Here is a 19,967-nt window from a genome sequence, read left to right on the forward strand (position 1 = left end):
GACCATGGCGAGATAGCTGATCATTAAATCCGCATCGTGGAGGCACGGTGGAGAGCAGAAACCCGATTTTCAGTCGGCGTGGCCCGGTCGGCCAAGGACAGTGGTCGGGGCCGACGCCGAGCCCCCAGCACCTGCAGGACATGTACAACCAGCCGTCCTACGCGCCGCCCACCCCCGTGGGCCGCACGTTGACGATGGACGACGTCGTCATGAAGGGCTTCATCGTCCTCGGCACGCTGCTGGCGTCCGCGGGCGTGGCCTGGGTGATGGAGGTCCCGATCGGGATCGCGATCGTGGCGGTCATCGCCGCGCTGATCCTGGGCCTCGTCATCACGTTCAAGCAGAGCACCAACCCGGCGCTCATCCTGACCTACGCGGTGCTCGAAGGCGTCGCGCTGGCCGGGATCAGCCTGATCTTCGCGGCCAGGTTCGGTAACGGCATCGTCCTCCAGGCGATCGTCGGCACCATGATGGCCGTCCTGGGCGTCCTGTCGGTCTACGCGCTGAACATCTTCCGGCCCACGCCGAAGTTCGCGAAGTTCGTGATCGGCGCCGCCGTCGGCGCCATCGGCCTGATCCTGGTCAACATGCTCGTCGGCATCTGGGTGCCCGGCGGGCTGGGCCTGCGCTCGGGCGGGACCCTGGCGATCGTGTTCAGCGCCGCCATGATCCTGCTGGGCATGTTCTTCCTGCTGCTCGACTTCGACGAGATCAACCACGCGGTCCAGGCTGGCGCTCCCGAGCGCACGTCCTGGCTGCTCGTCTTCGGCCTGATGCTCAGCATCGTGTGGATCTACCTCGAGGTCCTGCGTCTGCTGTCGTACTTCTCCGGCGACGACTGATCGAACGACGGAAAGCACGCCCCCGGCTTCCGGCCGGGGGCGTTTTCCGTTGTACGGCGAGGAACAAAAGATCAACAATTCGTAACGAAGAGATGTCTGTTGGGTCTTGTCAAGCCCCTGGCCGTGAGGCAGTGTCGACTCAAAGAGCCTTATCCGTGGAGGTGCTTATGTCGTTGAACCACTCACCGGAGACCCAAACAAAGCTCATCGCCCGCGTCCCCACGATCACCGGACGCGAACTCCCCGAGTGGTTTCAAGCCATCGACAACGGTCCGTCGTTCTCTCGCTGCGACGAGCGTGCCAACTGGCTCGCCGACGAACACGGGCTGACCCACGGCTACGCCGCCGCCATCGTGCTGGAGCACGAGCGACGCCGACGCGGCCACCTGTTCTAAAGCCCGGTCTTCCGCGCCCGCGCCCCCTCCGGCGCGGGCGCATCATTGTGTCCATGGACATCAGCAAGGCCCTGGAGTTCGTCCGGGCCAACCACCGCGCCGTTCTGATCACTCGCCACGCCGACGGCCGCATCCAGTCGTCACCCGTCACGGTCGGGGTCGACGCCGATGACCACGTCGTGATCAGCAGCCGCGAGACCGCGGTCAAGACCCGGAACGTGCGGCACAACCCCGAGGTCGTGCTCACCGTCATGACCGACGCGTTCTACGGCCAGTGGCTGCAGATCGAGGGCACCGCCGACGTGGTCTCGCTGCCCGAGGCGATGGAGCCGCTGGTCGACTACTACCGGCGCATCAGCGGCGAGCACCCCGACTGGGACGACTACCGCGCCGCGATGGAGCGGGACCGGCGGGTGATCATGCGCGTCACCGTCACCAGGGCCGGTCCCGACTTCCACGGTTAGGAGAGCCGCTCCACGACCATCGCCATGCCCTGGCCGCCGCCGACGCACATCGTCTCCAGGCCGATGGTCTTGTCGTGGAAACGCAGGCTGTTCAGCAGCGTCGAGGTGATGCGCGCCCCGGTCATCCCGAAGGGGTGGCCGACGGCGATGGCGCCGCCGTTCACGTTGAGCCGGTCGAGGTCGATGCCGAGGTCCCGGTACGACGGGATCACCTGGGCCGCGAACGCCTCGTTGATCTCCACCAGGTCGACGTCGCCGATCGCCATGCCGGCCTTGGCCAGCGCCTTCTTCGACGCCTCGACCGGGCCGAGGCCCATGATCTCGGGCGACAGGCCGGTCACGCCGGTCGACACGATCCGGGCCAGCGGGGTGATGCCGAGCTGGGCGGCCTTCACGTCACTCATGATCACCACGGCGGCGGCGCCGTCGTTGAGGGGGCAGCAGTTGCCCGCGGTGACCGTGCCGTCGGGGCGGAAGACCGGCTTGAGCTGCGAGACCGCCTCGTAGGTGGTGCCCGCGCGGGGGCCGTCGTCCTTGCTGACGACGGTGCCGTCGGGCAGTGTGACCGGCGTGATGTCGGTCTCCCAGAACCCGTTGGCCAGGGCCTTCTCGGCCAGGTTCTGCGACCGTACGCCGAACTCGTCCTGCTCGCGGCGGGTGATGCCCCGGGAGGAGGCGACGTTCTCGGCGGTCTGGCCCATCGCCATGTAGATGTCGGGCACGTCGCCGTCGTCGCGCGGGTCGTGCCACGGGGGCGTGCCGCCCGCGGCGGCGGCCTCGGTGCGCGCCTTGGCGTCGAGGAAACGGCTGTTGCGGGTGTCGGGCCACGAGTCGGCGGCGCCCTTGACGAACCGCGAGACGCACTCGACGCCGGCCGAGACGAACACGTCGCCCTCGCCCGCCTTGATCGCGTGGAAGGCCATGCGGGTGGTCTGGAGCGAGGAGGAGCAGTAGCGGTTGACGGTGGTGCCCGGCACCCCGTCGAGCCCGAGCAGCACGGTCACCACCCGGGCCAGGTTGAAGCCCTGCTCGCCGGCCGGCTGGCCGGTGCCCAGCAGCAGGTCGTCGATCTCGTGCGGGTCGAGCTGCGGCACCTTCGCCAGCGCCGCCGTGACCATCTGGACGGTCAGGTCGTCGGCGCGGATCTCCTTGAGCGATCCCTTGTTGGCGCGGCCGATGGGGGAGCGGGCGGTCGCGACGATGACTGCCTCAGGCATGGGGGCTCTCCAGTGTGACGGCGGACCTCTCCCCGGAGGCTACTACCTGGTATTCCGGAATTCGGCGGCAGGGTGCCAGAAAACAGAACTTTGTACTGTTGCACAACTCAGCCGTACATTCCCGGCAGGGTCGTGGTGGCGTCCTTGACGCCGTGGAGGGCGCCCTTCTCGTCGCGCCACAGGCGCCAGCCGTTCTGGGCGCCGGTGAACCAGGCCGGCGGGGCGCCCGCGTCGGTGGTGCGCTTGCCGGTGGACAGGTCGAACTCGCAGAGCGAGGCGACCGAGTAGAACCCGGCGGCGGCCTTGCCCAGCGGCTGCGGGTCGGTCACGCAGAACGACCAGCTGCGGATGCCCTTGACCTGGGTGGCCTGGCCGCTCGACAGGTCGAAGGCCGAGCCGGGGGCGTTGTGCTTGAGGAAGCCGAGCGTGTTCATCGCCTGCGGGAACGCCAGCCACCAGCCCGAACCCGGCACCTGGGTGGCGGTGATCTGCCCCATCACCCGGCCGCTCTGCCCGTCGAGGCGGGCGAACCCGCCGTAGGTGCCCTGGCCGTCGACCGGCCGCACCACCGGCGACACCGCCGGGTTGCCGCTCGGGTAGACCCGCACCACCGACGGCCGCACCCAGTCGATCACCCCGTCGGCCAGCCGGATCGAGAACATCCCGAACGTGGAGGTCTTCCCGGTCTTCGGGTGCGTGTACGGCGCGATGTAGCCCACCAGCCGGTCGCCCGACACCCCGAACGCCCAGCCGCCCGACAGGTCGACCCCGTTCCCGAGGGCCGCCTGCACCGGCTGCTGCCACAGGGGCGTGCCGTCCTTCAGCGAGTAGGCCTCCACGACCGGGTCGGCCGCCAGGCGCAGGATGACGACGTGCTTGTCGTCGGACCACTCGACCTCGGCGATGCCGGGCATCTTCCACACGACCTTGCCGGTCTTCGGGTCGAGCACGATCATGCGCGCGTTGGCCAGGGCGGTGTGCTCCGACATGCAGACGTACGCCCCGCAGCGCTGCGGCCCGAACGTCGAGTGGACCGGCCGGGTCCAGAGCTGCTTTCCGGTACGCGCGTCGCGCGCGATCAGGGTCGCGTTCCAGCGGCCCTGCTTGGCCGGGTCGAGCGCGACCACGACCCCCTGGCCGGGGGCGGTCTCGACCGTGGCGGGGGCCTGCACCCCCATGCCGGGCAGCCGCCCGGCCATCGTCGCGGGCTGGGCCCAGAGCTTCTTTCCGCTGGTCAGCTCGACGGCCACGGTCTCCAGGCTTCCATCGGCCCGCATCGACGTCAGAGCGGCCACCCCGGCGCCCATGGTGGTCCGGCTGACCACGTTGACCTGGGTGTTGTTCCAGGTCGGGAAGTCGGCGGGGGCGATGGCGGCGTCACTGCCCGAGCAGGCGGCCAGGGCTCCACAGGTGAGCAGGGCGAGCGCGAGGGCATGGGGCCGTATCAAGATTCACTCCTCCAGGGGGTGACGGCCCGGACGCCGAGGGTGACCGGATCTAGGTGTGCGGAGACACCACGTCACGCCTGCGGCGGAGCAGCATGGCCCACCGTCCGTGGGGACCGACCGCCCGGCCTGCGACGCGGGTCGCGGTGACCTCGGTTCCGGGTTCCTCAACGGCCATCGCCGCCAGAAGGTATTGCGAGCCTTCGACGCGCTCGGGGGAGGGCTCTGGCCACAGGTCGAGCGCGGCGCATACAGAAGGTAGCACTGTGTAAGCGGCCTGTAGGTAGCCTCGGGCACTTGGATGGAATCGATCGGGTCCGAACATCTCTGCCGGATTTGTCATGAACGAAGGTCCGAGCAGGTCGGCGAAGCTGACGGTGCGCCCGCCCGCCTCGATCACCGCGATGGTCTGCGCCGCGGCGAGCTGACGGCTCCACCGGCGTGTCACCCAGCGCAACGGCTGGGCGATCGGCCGGACCGTGCCGAGATCGGGGCAGGTGCCCACGACCACCTGCGCGCCCGACTCGCGCAGCCGCCGCACGGCGTCCTGGAGGTGGCGCACCGCCGTGGCCGGGCGGGTCTGGGTGGTGACGTCGTTGGCGCCGATGAAGACGACCGCGAGGTCGGGGCGGGCGTCGAGGGCGCGGTCGACCTGGGCGTCGAGGTCGCGGGAGATGGCGCCCGACCGGCCGACGACGGTCAGCCGGACCGGCCGCTCGGCCAGCGACGCCAGGCCGAGGGCCAGGTTCACGCCCGGGGTGTCCATCGGGTCGGTCATGCCGAGGCCGACCGAGGTCGAGTCGCCGAGCACCACCATGGAGATCGGCTCGCCGGTCCCGTCGCCGTAGAGGCCGTCGGAGGGCGGGCCGTCCTCGGAGACCGGGCGGCCGACGAGGCGGCGGGCGAGCACGCCCTCGGCCAGCAGGAGCGCGTAGGTCGCCGCGCCGAGAGCGGTCACGCCGCCCCCGCCCAGCGCCGCCGCCGTCGCGATGCGCCTGGCGGCCCGCGCCGCACCCGGAGTCCAGATCACCGGCCCAACCCCCTATACGGTGTGAGGTGAAAACTAGCCGAGCCCCGGCCACCCTCTCCGGGCTGCGGCAGCCGTCCGGCCGACAAAGCTTCGGCAAAGAACGCAAGGTGGTTCTCGCGGTGCGCGTACACGACTCGCTGATCGAGCTGATGGGGAACACCCCGCTTGTGAGGCTGCGCAAGGTGACGGCGGGCGCGCCGGCGCAGGTGCTGGCGAAGGTCGAATACTTCAACCCCGGCGGGTCGGTCAAAGACCGCATCGCGCTGCGCATGGTCGAGGCGGCCGAGCGCAGCGGCGCGCTCAAGCCCGGGGGCACGATCGTCGAGCCGACCTCGGGCAACACCGGCGTGGGGCTGGCCATCGTGGCGCAGGAGAAGGGCTACAAGTGCCTGTTCGTCTGCCCCGACAAGGTCGCCAACGACAAGATCGCCGTGCTGCGCGCGTACGGCGCCGAGGTCGTGGTCTGCCCGACGGCCGTCTCGCCCGACCACCCCGACTCCTACTACTCGGTGTCCGACCGCCTCGCGCGTGAGGTCCCGAACGCGTGGAAGCCCGACCAGTACAGCAACCCCGAGAACCCGGCCAGCCACTACCACTCGACCGGCCCGGAGATCTGGGAGCAGACCGAGGGCCGGATCACCCACTTCGTGGCGGGCGTCGGCACCGGCGGCACGATCAGCGGCACCGGCAGGTACCTGAAAGAGATCTCGAACGGCCGGGTGAAGATCATCGGCGCCGACCCCGAGGGCTCGGTCTACTCGGGCGGCACCGGCCGTCCCTACCTGGTCGAGGGCGTCGGCGAGGACATCTGGCCGGCCACCTACGACACCACGATCTGCGACGAGATCATCGCGGTCTCCGACCGCGACTCGTTCGGCATGACCCGGCGGCTGGCCCGCGAAGAGGCGCTGCTCGTCGGCGGCTCGTGCGGGATGGCGACGGTCGCGGCGATCCGGGTGGCCCGCGACGCCGGGCCCGACGACGTCGTGGTGGTGCTGCTGCCCGACAGCGGCCGCGGCTACCTGTCGAAGATCTTCAACGACGAGTGGATGGCCGACTACGGCTTCCTGTCCACGGCCGCCGACGAGCACGCCGTCGGCGAGGTGCTCGGGCGCAAGGGCGGGGTGCTGCCCCAGTTCGTCCACGTGCACCCCCACGAGACCGTGTCCACGGCCATCGCGATCATGCGCGAGTACGGCGTCTCCCAGCTCCCCGTCATGAAGGAGGAGCCGCCGGTCATGGCCGCCGAGGTGGTCGGCTCGATCGTCGAGCGCGACCTGCTCGACGGCCTCTACCGGGGCAAGGTGCACGCCGACGACCCGCTGGGCGACCACATGTCGGCCCCGCTGCCGATGGTGGGCTCCGGCGAGGCGGTGGCCCGCGCCATCGAGGCGCTGGAGAAGGCCGACGCCGCGGTCGTGCTCGAAGACGGCAAGCCCGCCGGCCTGGTGACCAGGCAGGACCTGCTCGCCTTCCTATCGGGCCGGTAGGGGGACCACCGCGGCCACCTCCCACAGGTGCCCGGCCACCGGGCCGGCGATGAGGTGGCCGCCCATCGTCTCCACCCGTTCGGCCATGCCCACCAGGCCGAACCCGCCGCCGAGCCGCGACAACCGCGGGTCGGCGGCCGACAGGGGGTTGGCGACCCGGAGCCGCACCGAGTCGTCGAAGGTGGTCAGCCGCACCTCGACCCACGGCGCGTGCGGGGCGTGGCGGCGGATGTTGGTGAGCGACTCGGTCAGCACCCGGTGCAGCGTGGTCAGCACCTCCGGGGCCAGGGTCAGCGACGAGACGCCCGGCCCGAGGTCGAAGGTGGCGGCCGGGGAGAACTGGCCGACCATCGTCCGCAGGTCGTCGAGGGTGACCCCGACGTTGCGGGTGGCGTGGTCGTCGGCCCGCAGCACGCCGACGAGCCGCCGCATCGAGGCCAGCGCCTCGCTGCCCGCCCCGGCGATGGCGTCGAGCGCCGGGAGCACCGCCTCCGGGTGGGTCTCGCCGACCGCGCGGGCCGCCTGGGCCTGGACGACGATGCCGGTGATGTGGTGGGCGACCAGGTCGTGCAGCTCCCGGGCCAGTTCGAGGCGCTCGCCCCGCCTGACCCGCTCCTCGCCGACCTTGCGGCGCTCCTGCTGGACGCGCAGATAGCCGCCGATACCGGCGCCCGCGCCCCACCCGAGGAAGTACACGACCGTGGCGGCCTGCGTGGCCGCGCTCGCGTAGCCGTCGGCCGGGCCCTCGAACCGGAGCGAGGGCAGGCTGAGCAGCACGACCAGGATCCCGACGGCGAGCACGACCGCGTTCCTGATCGGCTCGACCCGGCGCAGCACGGTGATGGTCAGGACCATGAACGCGCCCGCCTCGGTGAACCCCACCGCCCGCAGGTCGTCCGCCCCGGCCATGACCGCCGACAACCCCAGGGACGTGGCGGCCAGCGCGAGCGTCACCAGCCAGGTCCGCCGTTTGCGCAGCACCACCGCCAGGATGCCGGCGCCGCCGCCGAGGAAGCAGACGACCGCCCCCGTGCTGTCGGCCGGGGCCGTCGTCAGGATGGTGTCGAACACCCAGAGCAGGCCGAGCAGGCCCAGCAGCGCTATCTCGCCGGCCCGTTGCGTCCAGGTGCTCAGTCTTTCCCACACGACCGCAGAGGCTACGACGAAAGGGGTAGACCGGGCATCGGCCGATCGGCCGACCCCGGCACGGTGAACCGTTCCCATGGGCGAGATGGAGATGAATGTCCGTCTTGTTCTATTGAGAGTGGAGGTGGTCACCGTGACCGTGATCGCAATCGCCCTGGTGGCGTTAGGCCTGGTGCTCGTCGGCGTGCTGGCGCTCGCCGACCCCGTCCTGCTCTCTCGCTTCGAGGAGTCGGACTTCGGAACGAAGGAAAAGCGCAAGGCGGCCTAGCCGATACGCTCGACTCCATGACTGAAGGCTTCGAAACCCTGGCCATCCACGCCGGACAGGAACCCGACCCGCTGACCGGGGCCGTGGTGCCGCCCATCTACGCCGTCTCGACGTACAAGCAGGACGGCGTGGGCGGACTGCGGGGCGGATACGAGTACAGCCGCTCGGCGAACCCGACCAGGACCGCCCTTGAGTCGTGCCTGGCCGCCCTCGAAGGCGGGGTGCGCGGGCTCGCGTTCGCCTCGGGCCTGGCCGCAGAAGACACCCTGCTGCGCACGGTCTGCCGGCCCGGCGACCACGTGATCATCCCCGACGACGCCTACGGCGGCACCTACCGGCTGTTCGCCAAGGTGCTGGAGCGCTGGGGCCTGGCCTACGACCCCGTCCCGCTCGGCGACGCCGCGGCGGTGCGCGCGGCGATGCGGCCGGAGACCAAGGTCATCTGGGTCGAGACCCCGACCAACCCGCTGCTCGGCATCGCCGACATCGAGCGGCTCGCGTCCATCGCCCACGAGGGCGGCGCGCTGCTCGTGGTCGACAACACCTTCGCCTCGCCCTACCTCCAGCAGCCGCTGGCGCTGGGGGCCGACGTGGTCGTCCACTCGACGACCAAGTACGTCGGCGGCCACTCCGACGTCATCGGCGGCGCGCTGGTCGCCCGCGACGTCACGCTGGGCGAGGAGCTCACCTACCACCAGAACGCCATGGGCGCGGTGGCCGGCCCGTTCGACGCGTGGCTGACCCTGCGCGGCGTGAAGACCCTCGGCGTGCGCATGGACCGCCACTGCGACAACGCCGAGCGGGTCGTCGACCTGCTGCTCTCGCACCCGAAGGTGATCGAGGTCTTCTATCCGGGCATCGAGCGCCACCCCGGTCACGAGGTCGCGGCCAAGCAGATGAAGCGCTTCGGCGGCATGGTGTCGTTCCGGGTCGCGGGTGGCGAGCAGGCGGCCGTCGACGTCTGCGACCGGGCCCGGCTGTTCACGCTCGGCGAGTCGCTCGGCGGGGTCGAGTCGCTGATCGAGCACCCCGGCCGGATGACCCACGCGAGCGCGGCGGGTTCGCCGCTGGAGGTTCCGGCCGACCTGGTGCGTCTGTCGGTGGGCATCGAGACCGTCGGAGACCTCCTCGACGACCTCTCGCAGGCCCTCGGCTGACCCGTCCTACGGGTTGAAGAAGACCATCAGGACGAGGATCACCAGCCAGATCAGGGCGACGATGCCGCCCAGTGCGGCGATCTTGGCGGTCTGGACCCGCCCGTCGTCCGACGGGTCGTCGTTCTCCAGAGCCGCGATCGCCTTCTTCGTGTCGCGGTCGATGATGACGAGCATCACGGCCGCGACTATGAACAGCGTCATGGATACGGTGAGGTAGACCTCTCCCAGGTTGCTGCCCCCGAGCAGCAGACCGAAGAGGAAGACGCCCAGGGTCAGCAGGCCGAAGACCCGCCCCATCCGCTTCAGGTAGTGCAGGACGTTCAGGTCCTGCTTGCGGATGTAGCGCGGGATCGAGCTCGTGACGACGGTCAGCGGGCCGATCGTGAAGATGGCGAAGGCGATGTGCAGCCAGAGCAGCAGCTTGTCGAGGAACGACATGCGCCGAAGGCTATCGCGATCACGCCTCACACCGTCAGGGTGTCGTCGACCTTCGCGCATGTCGGGCAGGCCTGCTCGGGGTGGATCACACACGCCGTGTGGTCCACGTTGAGTCCGAGCATGCGCCGCGACAACGACGACAGGGCGCTCTGGGGGCTGAGGGTGAGGCTGCGCCGGCGGTCCTCCCGCTTGATGCTGTGCACCAGGAGGGCGAAACCCGCCAGGGCGCCGAAGGCGAGCAGGAGCGAGACGACGAGGATGAAACTGGACAACATGTGCGCGACTCCAATCGCTGCGGTGCCTCGCACGTTATGAGGTCGCGGAGTCGCCCGGTTGTGAGGCGCCGGACAGGGTGATCTCACCTGCTGTTAGACCGATATCACCCTTCGTCCACTATGACCGGCGGCGGGCCCGCAGGAAGTCGCTCACCACGTATTCGCCGAGTTTGTCGACGTTCGGGGCGAACACCCGGCCGCCGTTGCGGCGGGCGACCTCGTCGACGAACGCCCTGAGCCGTTCGTCGGCGGCCAGCATGAAGACGTTCAGCGTGGCCCGGCGGCGGGTCATCTTGTCGACCTCGGCCAACGTCAGTTCGAGGGTCTCCTTCGAGGGGGGCCACTCGAACTGCGGGGTGCCGTCGCGCATCAGGTGGGCGGTCGGCTCGCCGTCGGTCACGACCAGCACGACCGGCTCGAAGTCGGGGTGGCGGTCGAGGTGGCGGCCCGCGATCAGCAGCGCGTGGTGCAGGTTGGTGCCCTGGACCATGTCCCATTCGAGCCCGGCCAGCTCGTCGGGCTGGAGCACCCGGGCGTAGTTGGAGAAGCCGATGATCTGCACCGAGTCCTGCGGGAACTTCGACGCGACCAGGGCCTGGAGGGCGAGCGCGGTCTGCTTGGCCGCCGCCCAGGTGCCGCGCAGCGCCATCGAATAGGACAGGTCGACCAGCAGGCAGACGGCCGCGGCCGAGCGCCTTTCGGTTTCGGCCACCTCGAAATCGTCGACGCTCAGGGTCACCGGCGCGCCGCCGCCCCGGCGCACCCCGTTGATCACCGTGCGGACGACGTCGATCGGCTGCTCGTCGCCGAAACGCCACTGCCGGGTCGAGCCGGTCAGCTCCCCGGCGGCCCCCGCGTCGTGCTGGTCGTGGTCGCCCCGGCGGGTGCTCTCCAGGGAGTTGAAGACCCGGCGCAGCGCGGTCTCGCCGAGGCGGCGCACCGCCTTCGGGGTGAGCTCCAGCTTGCCGCGGTTGCGGCGCAGGTAGCCCTGCTGCTCCAGCTCGCGCTCGATCTGCTTGAGGGCCTGCAGGTCGTCGACGGCCGTCCGGCCGAGCGCCCGGCGGATCGCCTCCTCGTCGACGTCGGACAGCCGCGCGCCCGGGTAGTCCTGGCGCAGCGACGACTCCAGGTCGTTGAGGTCGGCGAGCTCCTGGAGGGCGCTGACCGAGTCGCCCATGCTCATCGGCGACTCGCCGCCGACCCGCTCGGCGGAGTTCCAGGCGAGGTCGGGGCGGCGGGTGTACAGGGAGTCGCCGAGGCGGCGCATCTGGTCGGCCAGGCCGCTGTCCTGGAGGGTCTGGTCCATCAGGCTCGCCAGCTCGGCGCGCTGCTGCGGGGTCATCGAGGCCAGCATGCGCTGGGCGGCGGCGGCCCGGCGGGCCAGCTGGTCGACCAGTTCCTCCAGGTTGCGCGGGTTCTCCGGGAACATGTCCCCGTAGTCGCGCATGAAGTCGTCGAAGTCCTGCTGGGTGTGCTCACCCCGGGCGTCGCGGTCGAGCATCTCGTTCAGGGCGGCCATCATCTGCCTGACCCGCTCCATCGCGGCCGGGTCGGGGTTGGCCAGCGCGTCGCGCATGCCCTTGAACTGGCTGTCGAGCACTTCGCGCCGCAGCAGGTCGCGCAGCTCCTCGAACGACCGGCGCGCCTGCGGCGAGCGCCAGTCGTACTCGGAGAGTTCCTGTACGGCCCTCGCGGTGTCCCCCGGCAGGTTGTCGAGCTGGGCCTCGCGGAAGCGGGCGTCGTCGGACGGGTCGGGGAACAACTCGGTGCGCTCCTGGTCGAGGGCGCGGTCGAGCAGCTCCCTGGCCTGCTCCAGGATCCCGTCGAGCCGGGTGTTCTGCCGCAGGTCGCGCCTGCGTTTGCGGACCTGCCGGAGCAGCTCTTCGAGCCCGCGCCGCCCCGGCGCGTTGGGCAGCCCGCGTTTCAGCAGGTCACGCAGCGCGTCGAGGGGGGTCGAGCCCGACAGGATGGCGTCGCCCATCTCGTCGAGGGCGCCCCTGACGTCGTAGGGCGCCGCCAGGGGGTCGGGGCCGTCCTGGTATTCGCCGTACCGGTAGGAGGTCACGTGCGGTAGACCGCGGCGCCCGCGACGTCGTCCTTCGACAGGCGGCGCATCAGGTAGAGGCCCTCGAGCGCGAACTCCAGCGCGGCGGCGGCGTGGCCGGGGGACTCGTCGCCCTCGCCCATGCCGATCCGCGACATGATCTTGGCCAGGCCCTCGACGCGGCCGATCCGGCGCAGCAGCTCGGTGGCGCCGACCAGCTCGCCCGACTCGATCTGGGCGCCCTGGGCGAACTTGTCGAGCAGCGGCGCGAGGTCGGCGCCGCCCAGGGTGCCGCGGAAGGTCTCGGCGGTGGCCCGGCGGAGCAGGTGGGCCAGCACCTCGATCTCCCGGCCCTCCTCGCTGACCTCGAACTCGACCTTGCCGCGCAGCGTGTGGACGATGCCCGGCAGGTCGCAGACCCGCGCCACCGGCAGGTCCTCCCCGGTCAGGGCGGCCCGCCGCACGGCCGAGGCGGCGGCGGTCTCGGCGGCGGCGATCGAGAACCGGGCCGACACGCCCGAGCGGGTGTCGACGGCGGACGACTCGCGGACCAGCCGGGTGAACCGGGCGATGATCTCGACCAGGTGGTCGGGCACGTCGGCGCCGATGTCGGCCATGGCCTCCTGGCGGATCAGCACCAGCTCGTCGTCGACCGACCTCGGGTAGTGGGTGCGCACCTCGGCCCCGAACCGGTCTTTCAGCGGGGTGATGATGCGGCCCCGGTTGGTGTAGTCCTCGGGGTTGGCGGAGGCGATGAGCAGGACGTCCAGCGGAAGCCGCAGGTTGTAGCCGCGGACCTGGATGTCGCGCTCCTCCAGCACGTTGAGCAGCGCGACCTGGATGCGCTCGGCCAGGTCGGGCAGCTCGTTGACGGAGAAGACGCCGCGGTTGGTGCGCGGGACCAGGCCGTAGTGGACGGTCTCGGGGTCGCCCAGGGTGCGGCCTTCGGCGATCTTGATGGGGTCGACGTCGCCGATCAGGTCGCCGACCGAGGTGTCGGGGGTGGCGAGCTTCTCGCCGTAGCGTTCGCTGCGGTGCTTCCAGGCCACGACGATCTCGTCGTCGCCGAGCGCGCGGCAGCGTCCGCAGACGGGGGCGTAGGGGTGGTCGTTGATCTCGCAACCCGCGACGACCGGCGTCCACTCGTCGAGCAGCCCGACGACCGTGCGGATCAGCCGGGTCTTGCCCTGGCCGCGTTCGCCCAGGAGCACGATGTCGTGCCCGGCGATCAGCGCGCGTTCGAGGTAGGGCAGCACGGAGTCGTCGAACCCGACGATGCCCGGGAACCTCGGCTCGCCGGCACGCAGCCTGGCCAGCAGGTTCTCGCGGATCTCGGCTTTGACTGACCGGTGGACATGTCCGCTCTCGCGCAGTTCGCGCAGAGTGCTCAATGTCGGAGCAGGTGCTGGCGATTTGTGCACGGGATCGAGACTACGTCGCGATCGGAGTTCCGGCACCCCAATGGGGGATTCGGATCTTGACCATTGCGTGACGATCCGTACGCGTCGGCAACGTGCTACTGGGGAGAAACGGGGCATGAAGCCTATGCAAGGCAACTACCCGAGATAGCACGACTTGTCGGTAAAGAGGGGGCGAGACGATGGCGGTAATCACCAGCCGGTTCGCCGACGGTCTCGCCGTCGGGCCCAATCTCGTGGAGAGTGCCGAATCGGCCATCCGGCAGGCCGTCGAAGGTCTCTCCGGCCCCGCCGACCTGGTCTGCTTCTTCATCTGCGGGGAAGACCCCGACGACGTCGCCCGCGCCGGGCAACGGGCGATGGCGCTGGTCCCCGACGCCGCGGTGATCGGGTGCAGCGCCACCGGCGTGATCGGCGACGCGCAGGGGGTCGAGCTGACGCCGGCGGTGTCGGCGTGGGCCGCCAGCCTCGGCGAGGCGCGGGTGACCACCTTCGCGCTGGAGTCGTTGCGGGCCGATGACCGGTTCGTGGTGATCGGGCTGCCGGAACGTGACCCCGACGACCGGGTGGCGATCATGCTCGCCGACCCCTACAGCTTTCCGACCGACGCCTTCATCGAGCACTCCGGCGAGGTGCTGGGCAACCTGCCGATCATCGGCGGCCTGGCCAACGGGCTGCGCGGGCGCGGCTCGGTCCGGCTCTTCGCCGACGGCGAGGTCTACACCGAGGGCGCGATCGGGGTGCTGCTGAGCGGCCCCGTCCAGATCAGCACCGTGGTCAGCCAGGGGTGCCGCCCGATCGGCCCGACGATGATCGTCACGGCGGCCGAGGACAACCTGCTCCTGGAACTGGCCGGCCAGCCCGCGCTGGCCCGGCTGGAGGACATCGTCAGCTCCCTCGACGAGGACGACCGCGAACTCGTCGCCAGCGGCCTGCAGATCGGCGTGGCCATGGACGAGTACGCCGAACGCCACGAGCGCGGCGACTTCCTCATCCGGGGCGTGCTGGGCATCGACCCCGAACGCGAGGCCGTGGCCATCGGCGACGTCGTGGAGATCGGCCGCACCGTCCGCTTCCAGGTCCGCGACGCCGAGACGGCCGACGAGGACCTCTACGAACTGCTCGACGCCCACATCGAGGCCGGCGGCCGGGTCGACGGCGCGTTGTTGTTCTCCTGCAACGGCCGGGGCTCGGCGATGTTCGGCACCCCCGACCACGACGCCCTCGCGCTGCGCGACACCCTGGGCCCCATCGGGATCGCCGGGTTCTTCGCCGCGGGGGAGGTCGGGCCGGTGGGCGGAGTGAACCACGTACACGGATTCACGGCTTCCGTCCTGGTCTTCTCGTCCTCGTCGTGAGACAGTCCGCTTCGTGGCGGTTCTGGCGATCGACATCGGCGGTACGAAGTGCGCGGTCGCCCTGACCGACGCGTCGGGAGACATCCTGACCTCGGAAGTGGCGCCCACCCCGCCCGGCGGTGACGCCGAGACCCTCTGGCAGTCGTTGTGGTCGCTGATCGAGACCACGGTCGGCGCCGAGACGGTCGACGGCGTCGGCGTGGGCTGCGGCGGCCCGATGGCCTGGCCCGAGGGCGTGGTCGCCCCCCTCAACATGCCCGGCTGGCGCGACGGCTTCCCGGTGGTGGCCCGCCTTCGCGAGCGCTTCCCCGGCGTGCCGGTCCGCGTCCACAACGACGCCATCGCGCTGGCGGCGGCCGAACACTGGAAGGGCGCCGGCCGGGGCGTCGACGACATGATCGGCATGGTCGTCTCGACGGGCGTCGGCGGCGGGCTCATCCTGGGCGGCCGCCTGATCAACGGCGGCACCGGCAACGCCGGGCACATCGGCCACGTGGTCGTCGACCCGGCGGGCCCGCCCTGCGGCTGCGGCGGCAACGGCTGCCTGGAGGCGATCGCCCGGGGCCCCGCCCTCGCGGCCTGGGCGGTCGACCAGGGCTGGGTGCCCGGCACCCCCGCCGCCGGTCCCATCGACCCCGAACTCTCCGAGCGGGAGGCCGCGGCCCTCTACCGCGAGAACGCCAAGGCGACCGGCCGCCAGCTGGCCGCCGACGCGGCGGCGGGCGACCAGATCGCGGTCGCCGCCATGAACCGGGCGGGCTGGGCCCTCGGCCTGGCCATCGCCTCGGCGACCCACCTGTGCGACGTCGACCTGGTGACCGTCGGCGGCGGCCTGTCGCAGTCGGGCCCGCTGCTCTTCGAGCCCCTGGACGAGGCCCTGCGGCTCCACGCGCGGATGGGTTTCTCGTCCCGCGTGAGGGTGGTCCCCGCCCTGCTGGGCCAGGAAGCGGGGCTGATCGGCGCGGCGGCCCTGATCGTGGGCGGCGACCGCTACTGGTCACCCGGGAATATTCCCGGTTCGGCCAGGGATTGACGCCTTCATGGAGTGGACTGCGCTGGCGGGGATCGCCGTCGTCTCGCTCGGGATGGTGCTGACTCCCGGACCGAACATGATCTATCTCGCCTCGCGGGCGATCTCGCAGGGGCGCAGGGCCGGGTTCGTCTCGCTGCTGGGGACGTTCGTCGGGTTCGTCGTCTACCTGATCGCCACCTGCCTGGGCCTGACCGCGATCTTCGCGCTGGTGCCGGCCGCCTACACGGCGATCAAGCTCGCGGGCGCGGCCTACCTGCTCTATCTCGCCTGGAAGATCGTCAAGCCCGGCGGGCAGTCGGTCTTCGACACCAAGGAGCTCCCGGAGGACTCCAACGGCCGGCTCTTCACCATGGGGCTGGTCACCAACCTGCTCAACCCGAAGGCCGCCATCCTCTACATGTCGCTGCTGCCGCAGTTCATCGAGCCCGCCCACGGCCACGTGATCCTGCAGAGCTTCGCGCTGGGGACCGTCCAGATCAGCATCAGCATCCTGGTGAACGGGCTCATCATCCTGGGCGCGGGCGGGCTGGCCGCCTACCTGTCGACCCGTCCGACCGCCGTCAAGATGCAGCGGTACGTCACGGGGACCGTCCTCGGCGCCTTCGCCGTGCACCTGGCCGTCGACCGCTCCAAGGCCGTGCTGCCCACGTCGTAGCGGCAGGGTAGTGGCAGGATTGCGCGCATGGCCGCACCACAGGTGACGTACGACGACGTGCTCGCCGCCCGTGAACTCCTCAAGGGCGTGATCGCCCACACCCCGGTCGTGCACTCCCGGGTGTTGTCCGAGACGATCGGCGGGCCGGTCTACCTGAAGGCCGAGAACCTCCAGCGGGCCGGGTCGTTCAAGGTGCGCGGCGCCTACGTCCGCATCGCCCGGCTGACCGAGGAGGAGCGGGCCCGGGGCGTCGTCGCGGCCAGCGCGGGCAACCACGCCCAGGGAGTGGCCTTCGGTTCGGGGCTGCTGGGGGCCAAGTCGACCGTCTACATGCCCGAGGGCGCGCCGCTGCCCAAGGTCGAGGCCACCCGGGGCTACGGCGCCGAGGTCATCTTCGCCGGGCACACCGTCGACCACGCCCTGCAGGCCGCCCGCCGCCACGCCGACGAGACCGGCGCGATCTTCATCCACCCCTTCGACCACCCCGACGTCATCGCCGGTCAGGCCACGATCGGGCTGGAGATCATCGAACAGCTCCCCGAGACGGGCACCATCGTGGTCGCCATCGGCGGCGGGGGCCTCGCGGCCGGGGTGGCCCTGGCGGCCAAACACCTCCGTCCGGGTGTACGGGTGGTCGGCGTCCAGGCCGAACGCGCCGCCGCCTATCCCGAGTCGCTCGCGGCCGGCCACCCGGTGATGGTCGAGCCGCAGTTCACCATGGCCGACGGCATCGCCGTCGGGCGGCCCGGCGACCTGCCGTTCGAGATGATCCACTACCTGGTCGACCAGGTGGTGACCGTCTCGGAGGAGTCGTTGTCACGGGCCCTGCTGCTCTGCCTCGAACGCGGCAAGATGGTCGTCGAGCCGGCGGGCGCCGCCGGGGTGGCCGCCCTGCTCGACAAGCCGCGCGCCTTCGAGCCCCCGGTCGTCGCGGTGTTGTCGGGCGGCAACATCGACCCGCTGCTGCTGGCCCGGGTATTGCGCCACGGCCTCGCCGCCGCCGGGCGATACCTGGCCTTCCGCATCCGCCTGGCCGACCGGCCCGGCGCGCTCGCCGCCCTGCTCAGGAGGCTGGCGGAGCTCAAGGCCAACGTGCTCGACGTGGTGCACGAACGGGTCGGCGCCCGGCTCCACCTCGACGAGGCCGAGGTGCTGCTCCAGCTGGAGACCCGCGGCCCCGACCACTGCGACGACGTGCTGGCCGCCCTCAGGCGAGACGGCTACAAGCTCATCTTTTCGTGATCGGGTTCGGGCGGCCCTTGTCGAAGAGCCACTGGCCGAAAAGCTCGCCGAGCTTCTGCCCCGAGACCTTCTCGGCCAGGGTGGTGAACTGCTCGGTGGTGGCGTTGCCGTGGCGGTGGTCGCTCGCCCACTGGCGGATGATCTTGAAGAAGGCGTCGTCGCCGACCGTCGCGCGCAGCGCGTGGAGGGTCATCGCGCCCCGGGCGTAGACCGAGTTGTTGAACAGGTCGGCCTTCTGCGCCACCCCGGGCGGGTAGTTCCACATCGGGTCGGTGGCGTTGGCGTAGTGGCGGTCGAAGGTCTGCTGGGCGGTCGCCTGGCCGCGGTGCTCGGTCCACAACCACTCGGCGTAGGTCGCGAAGCCCTCGTTGAGCCACAGGTCCTTCCAGCGGGAGATGCTCACGCTGTCGCCGAACCACTGGTGGGCCAGCTCGTGGGAGATGATGCCCTCGTCGGGCTCGAAGCCGCCGTAGATCGGCTTGGTCTGGTTCTCCAGCGCGTAACCCGACGCGTAGTCGTCGACGATCCCGCCGGTCGACTTGAACGGGTAGGGCCCGAAGACCGTCACCCAGTAGTCGGTGATGCGCGCCGACACCTCGAAGACCCGGTCGAGCTGGCTCTGGTAGCGCGGGTCGACGGCGGCGTAGACGGGGATGCCGCCCTCGGTGTCGCCTGTCTTCACCAGGAACTTCCCGGTCGTCATGGTCGCCAGGTAGCTCACCATCGGGTTGGTCTCGCGCCAGACGAACGTGGTCTTCCCGCCCGCCGACGCGGGTTGGCCGGCCAGCTCGCCGTTGGCGATGGCGGTCACGCCGTCGGGCACGGTCAGCCGGAACTCGTAGGTCGCCTTGTCGGCCGGGTGGTCGTTGCCGGGGAACCAGGTCTTGGCGCCGTTGGGCTCGGAGGCGACGAAGGAGCCGTCGCTCGTGGGCACGAAGCCGTAGGTGCCGAGGTTGGGGGAGTTGCGGACCGGCTGGGGCTCGCCCTGGTAGGTGACCGCCGTGCGGAACGGCGCCCCCTTGGACAACTCGGCCGTGACGGTCATCTCGTCGCCCGACCGGGTGTAGGCCGCCGGGCGCCCGCCGACCGTCACCGCGCTGACGGTGAAACCGTGGAGGTCGAGGTTGAAGCTCGACAGGTTCTCGGTCGCGGTCGCGTCGATGGTCGCGGTGCCGGACAACTGCCGGGTGGCGGGGTCGTAGCCCAGGGCCAGGGTGTAGTGGCCGACGTCGTAGCCGCCGTTGCCGTCGGTGGGGAAGTCGTCGTCGCCGATCCCGGACGCGCCCGCCGAGCCCGACCCCGCGACCGGCTGGTCGGACGCCCCCGACGGCGAACAACTCACGAGTGTGACGACGATGAGCGCGCCTGACAGCGCCCTGGCCAACCGCATGGGTGCCCCTCCCCGAACCGACCCTGCCGGGACACCTTATGCGAGGTCACGGACACGTTCAGGCATCGACGACCAGGGTTGATGCCGCTTTGTCGTGCAACGCCTGCTTTCTGCGGTCGAACAAAATCCAGACCAGGTCGACGAAGCCGAGGCAGCAGGTCGCCGTGAGGACGACGTACACGATCGAGCGCAGGGCCGCCTGGCCGACGCCGATCCGGCCGCCGTCCTCGCGGGCCACGCGCATGCGGAAGATCTTCTTGCCGGGGGTCTGGCCGTTCCAGTAGGCGTGGAAGAGCCAGTAGTAGAGGAACCCGATCAGGAAGCCCCAGAACCAGTGGGTGACCTGCTCGCCGTGCCAGGTCCCGGTGCGCTCGTCGTAGACCGCCGACCACGACTCGTAGGTGAACGGCGAGGAGATGAGGCCGACGATGACGGCGTCCACGACGCCCGCGAGAAGTCGCCGCCACCGGCCGGCGAGGGGTTGGCCGGCCGGTGGCGGGGCGCCGTGTCCGGGCGTCCCGTACGGAGGACGCCCGCCCGGCGCGGGCGGCGGTGTCCAGGGCTGGGACGGGTCCTGGCCCGGCAGATCGCCCGGCGGCGGTGTCGGAGAAGCCATGCCGAGGTGATCACCTGTCGCGGACCAGGACAAATCCGCCGCGA

General features: G+C 70.8%; 20 protein-coding genes. 10 read left to right on the top strand and 10 right to left on the bottom strand.

Going from position 1 to position 19,967, the window contains the following annotated elements:
* Window positions 1–47: 47 nt before the first annotated feature.
* From AW274_RS32265 to AW274_RS32275, 3 genes are all read left to right on the top strand, one after another.
* Window positions 48–842, top strand: coding sequence for a Bax inhibitor-1/YccA family protein (locus tag AW274_RS32265; protein WP_062440401.1), 795 nt, complete (start codon window positions 48–50; stop codon window positions 840–842).
* 167 nt (window positions 843–1,009) lie between these two features.
* Entirely contained in the window at window positions 1,010–1,237 is a 228-nt protein-coding gene (locus tag AW274_RS32270; protein WP_062440405.1) for a DUF4287 domain-containing protein, read from the top strand.
* A gap of 53 nt (window positions 1,238–1,290) precedes the next feature.
* Window positions 1,291–1,701, top strand: coding sequence for a PPOX class F420-dependent oxidoreductase (locus AW274_RS32275; protein ID WP_062440408.1), 411 nt, complete (start codon window positions 1,291–1,293; stop codon window positions 1,699–1,701).
* Here AW274_RS32275 and AW274_RS32280 read toward each other — a convergent pair.
* The 3 genes from AW274_RS32280 to AW274_RS32290 all read right to left on the bottom strand — a co-directional run bounded on the left by AW274_RS32280 (window position 1,698) and on the right by AW274_RS32290 (window position 5,393).
* A complete protein-coding gene (locus AW274_RS32280; protein WP_062440410.1) occupies window positions 1,698–2,918 on the bottom strand; it encodes an acetyl-CoA C-acetyltransferase in 1,221 nt (406 codons plus the stop codon). The two genes, AW274_RS32275 and AW274_RS32280, sit on opposite strands and share 4 nt — an antisense overlap.
* A gap of 107 nt (window positions 2,919–3,025) precedes the next feature.
* On the bottom strand, window positions 3,026–4,366 hold the full coding sequence (locus tag AW274_RS32285; RefSeq protein ID WP_232320576.1) for an outer membrane protein assembly factor BamB family protein: 1,341 nt from the start codon (window positions 4,364–4,366) through the stop codon (window positions 3,026–3,028).
* Between the two features lie 49 nt (window positions 4,367–4,415).
* Window positions 4,416–5,393 carry an SGNH/GDSL hydrolase family protein gene (locus AW274_RS32290; RefSeq protein ID WP_062440415.1) on the bottom strand — a complete coding sequence of 326 codons (978 nt, stop codon included), beginning with the start codon at window positions 5,391–5,393 and terminating at the stop codon, window positions 4,416–4,418.
* A 119-nt stretch (window positions 5,394–5,512) separates the two neighbouring features.
* On the opposite strand from AW274_RS32290, the gene AW274_RS32295 reads away from it, so the two are divergent.
* Window positions 5,513–6,883 carry a cystathionine beta-synthase gene (locus AW274_RS32295; RefSeq protein WP_062440418.1) on the top strand — a complete coding sequence of 457 codons (1,371 nt, stop codon included), beginning with the start codon at window positions 5,513–5,515 and terminating at the stop codon, window positions 6,881–6,883.
* Here AW274_RS32295 and AW274_RS32300 read toward each other — a convergent pair.
* The gene (locus AW274_RS32300) at window positions 6,869–8,029 is read right to left on the bottom strand and encodes a sensor histidine kinase (protein WP_062440421.1); all 1,161 of its coding nucleotides are present in this window, start codon (window positions 8,027–8,029) and stop codon (window positions 6,869–6,871) included. The two genes, AW274_RS32295 and AW274_RS32300, sit on opposite strands and share 15 nt — an antisense overlap.
* 76 nt (window positions 8,030–8,105) lie before the next feature.
* Between AW274_RS32300 and AW274_RS40745 the strand changes: the two genes are divergently transcribed.
* Together AW274_RS40745 and AW274_RS32305 are read left to right on the top strand one after the other, a co-directional pair.
* Window positions 8,106–8,297, top strand: coding sequence for a hypothetical protein (locus tag AW274_RS40745; protein WP_157520845.1), 192 nt, complete (start codon window positions 8,106–8,108; stop codon window positions 8,295–8,297).
* Between the two features lie 17 nt (window positions 8,298–8,314).
* On the top strand, window positions 8,315–9,454 hold the full coding sequence (locus AW274_RS32305; RefSeq protein ID WP_062440424.1) for a cystathionine gamma-synthase: 1,140 nt from the start codon (window positions 8,315–8,317) through the stop codon (window positions 9,452–9,454).
* A 6-nt stretch (window positions 9,455–9,460) separates the two neighbouring features.
* On the opposite strand, the gene AW274_RS32310 is transcribed toward AW274_RS32305, so the two are convergent.
* From AW274_RS32310 to AW274_RS32325, 4 genes are all read right to left on the bottom strand, one after another.
* Window positions 9,461–9,892, bottom strand: coding sequence for a hypothetical protein (locus AW274_RS32310; RefSeq protein WP_062338934.1), 432 nt, complete (start codon window positions 9,890–9,892; stop codon window positions 9,461–9,463).
* 26 nt (window positions 9,893–9,918) lie between these two features.
* Window positions 9,919–10,167, bottom strand: a complete 249-nt coding sequence (locus tag AW274_RS32315; protein ID WP_062338935.1) for a hypothetical protein — start codon at window positions 10,165–10,167, stop codon at window positions 9,919–9,921.
* Window positions 10,168–10,285: 118 nt separating this feature from the next.
* On the bottom strand, window positions 10,286–12,232 hold the full coding sequence (locus AW274_RS32320; RefSeq protein ID WP_062440427.1) for a vWA domain-containing protein: 1,947 nt from the start codon (window positions 12,230–12,232) through the stop codon (window positions 10,286–10,288).
* Window positions 12,229–13,602 carry a sigma 54-interacting transcriptional regulator gene (locus tag AW274_RS32325; RefSeq protein ID WP_439648800.1) on the bottom strand — a complete coding sequence of 458 codons (1,374 nt, stop codon included), beginning with the start codon at window positions 13,600–13,602 and terminating at the stop codon, window positions 12,229–12,231. Before AW274_RS32325 ends, AW274_RS32320 begins: the two co-directional genes overlap by 4 nt.
* A gap of 209 nt (window positions 13,603–13,811) precedes the next feature.
* Between AW274_RS32325 and AW274_RS32330 the strand changes: the two genes are divergently transcribed.
* Genes AW274_RS32330 through ilvA form a run of 4 tightly spaced genes read left to right on the top strand, consistent with a single transcriptional unit; the run spans window position 13,812 to window position 17,917 of the window.
* Window positions 13,812–14,987, top strand: a complete 1,176-nt coding sequence (locus AW274_RS32330; RefSeq protein WP_062440433.1) for an FIST signal transduction protein — start codon at window positions 13,812–13,814, stop codon at window positions 14,985–14,987.
* Window positions 14,988–15,000: 13 nt separating this feature from the next.
* Window positions 15,001–16,020, top strand: a complete 1,020-nt coding sequence (locus AW274_RS32335) for an ROK family protein (protein WP_062440436.1) — start codon at window positions 15,001–15,003, stop codon at window positions 16,018–16,020.
* Between the two features lie 7 nt (window positions 16,021–16,027).
* On the top strand, window positions 16,028–16,675 hold the full coding sequence (locus tag AW274_RS32340; RefSeq protein ID WP_062440441.1) for a LysE family translocator: 648 nt from the start codon (window positions 16,028–16,030) through the stop codon (window positions 16,673–16,675).
* 27 nt (window positions 16,676–16,702) lie between these two features.
* Entirely contained in the window at window positions 16,703–17,917 is a 1,215-nt protein-coding gene (gene ilvA / locus AW274_RS32345; RefSeq protein WP_062440444.1) for a threonine ammonia-lyase, read from the top strand.
* Here ilvA and AW274_RS32350 read toward each other — a convergent pair.
* Window positions 17,904–19,307, bottom strand: coding sequence for a M1 family metallopeptidase (locus AW274_RS32350; RefSeq protein ID WP_062440448.1), 1,404 nt, complete (start codon window positions 19,305–19,307; stop codon window positions 17,904–17,906). The genes ilvA and AW274_RS32350 overlap by 14 nt on opposite strands.
* A gap of 58 nt (window positions 19,308–19,365) precedes the next feature.
* Window positions 19,366–19,923, bottom strand: coding sequence for an RDD family protein (locus AW274_RS32355; RefSeq protein ID WP_083975157.1), 558 nt, complete (start codon window positions 19,921–19,923; stop codon window positions 19,366–19,368).
* Between the last annotated feature and the right edge of the window lie 44 nt (window positions 19,924–19,967).

Origin of the sequence: Herbidospora daliensis, assembly GCF_001570585.1 — a bacterium.
Lineage (GTDB): Bacteria > Actinomycetota > Actinomycetes > Streptosporangiales > Streptosporangiaceae > Herbidospora > Herbidospora daliensis.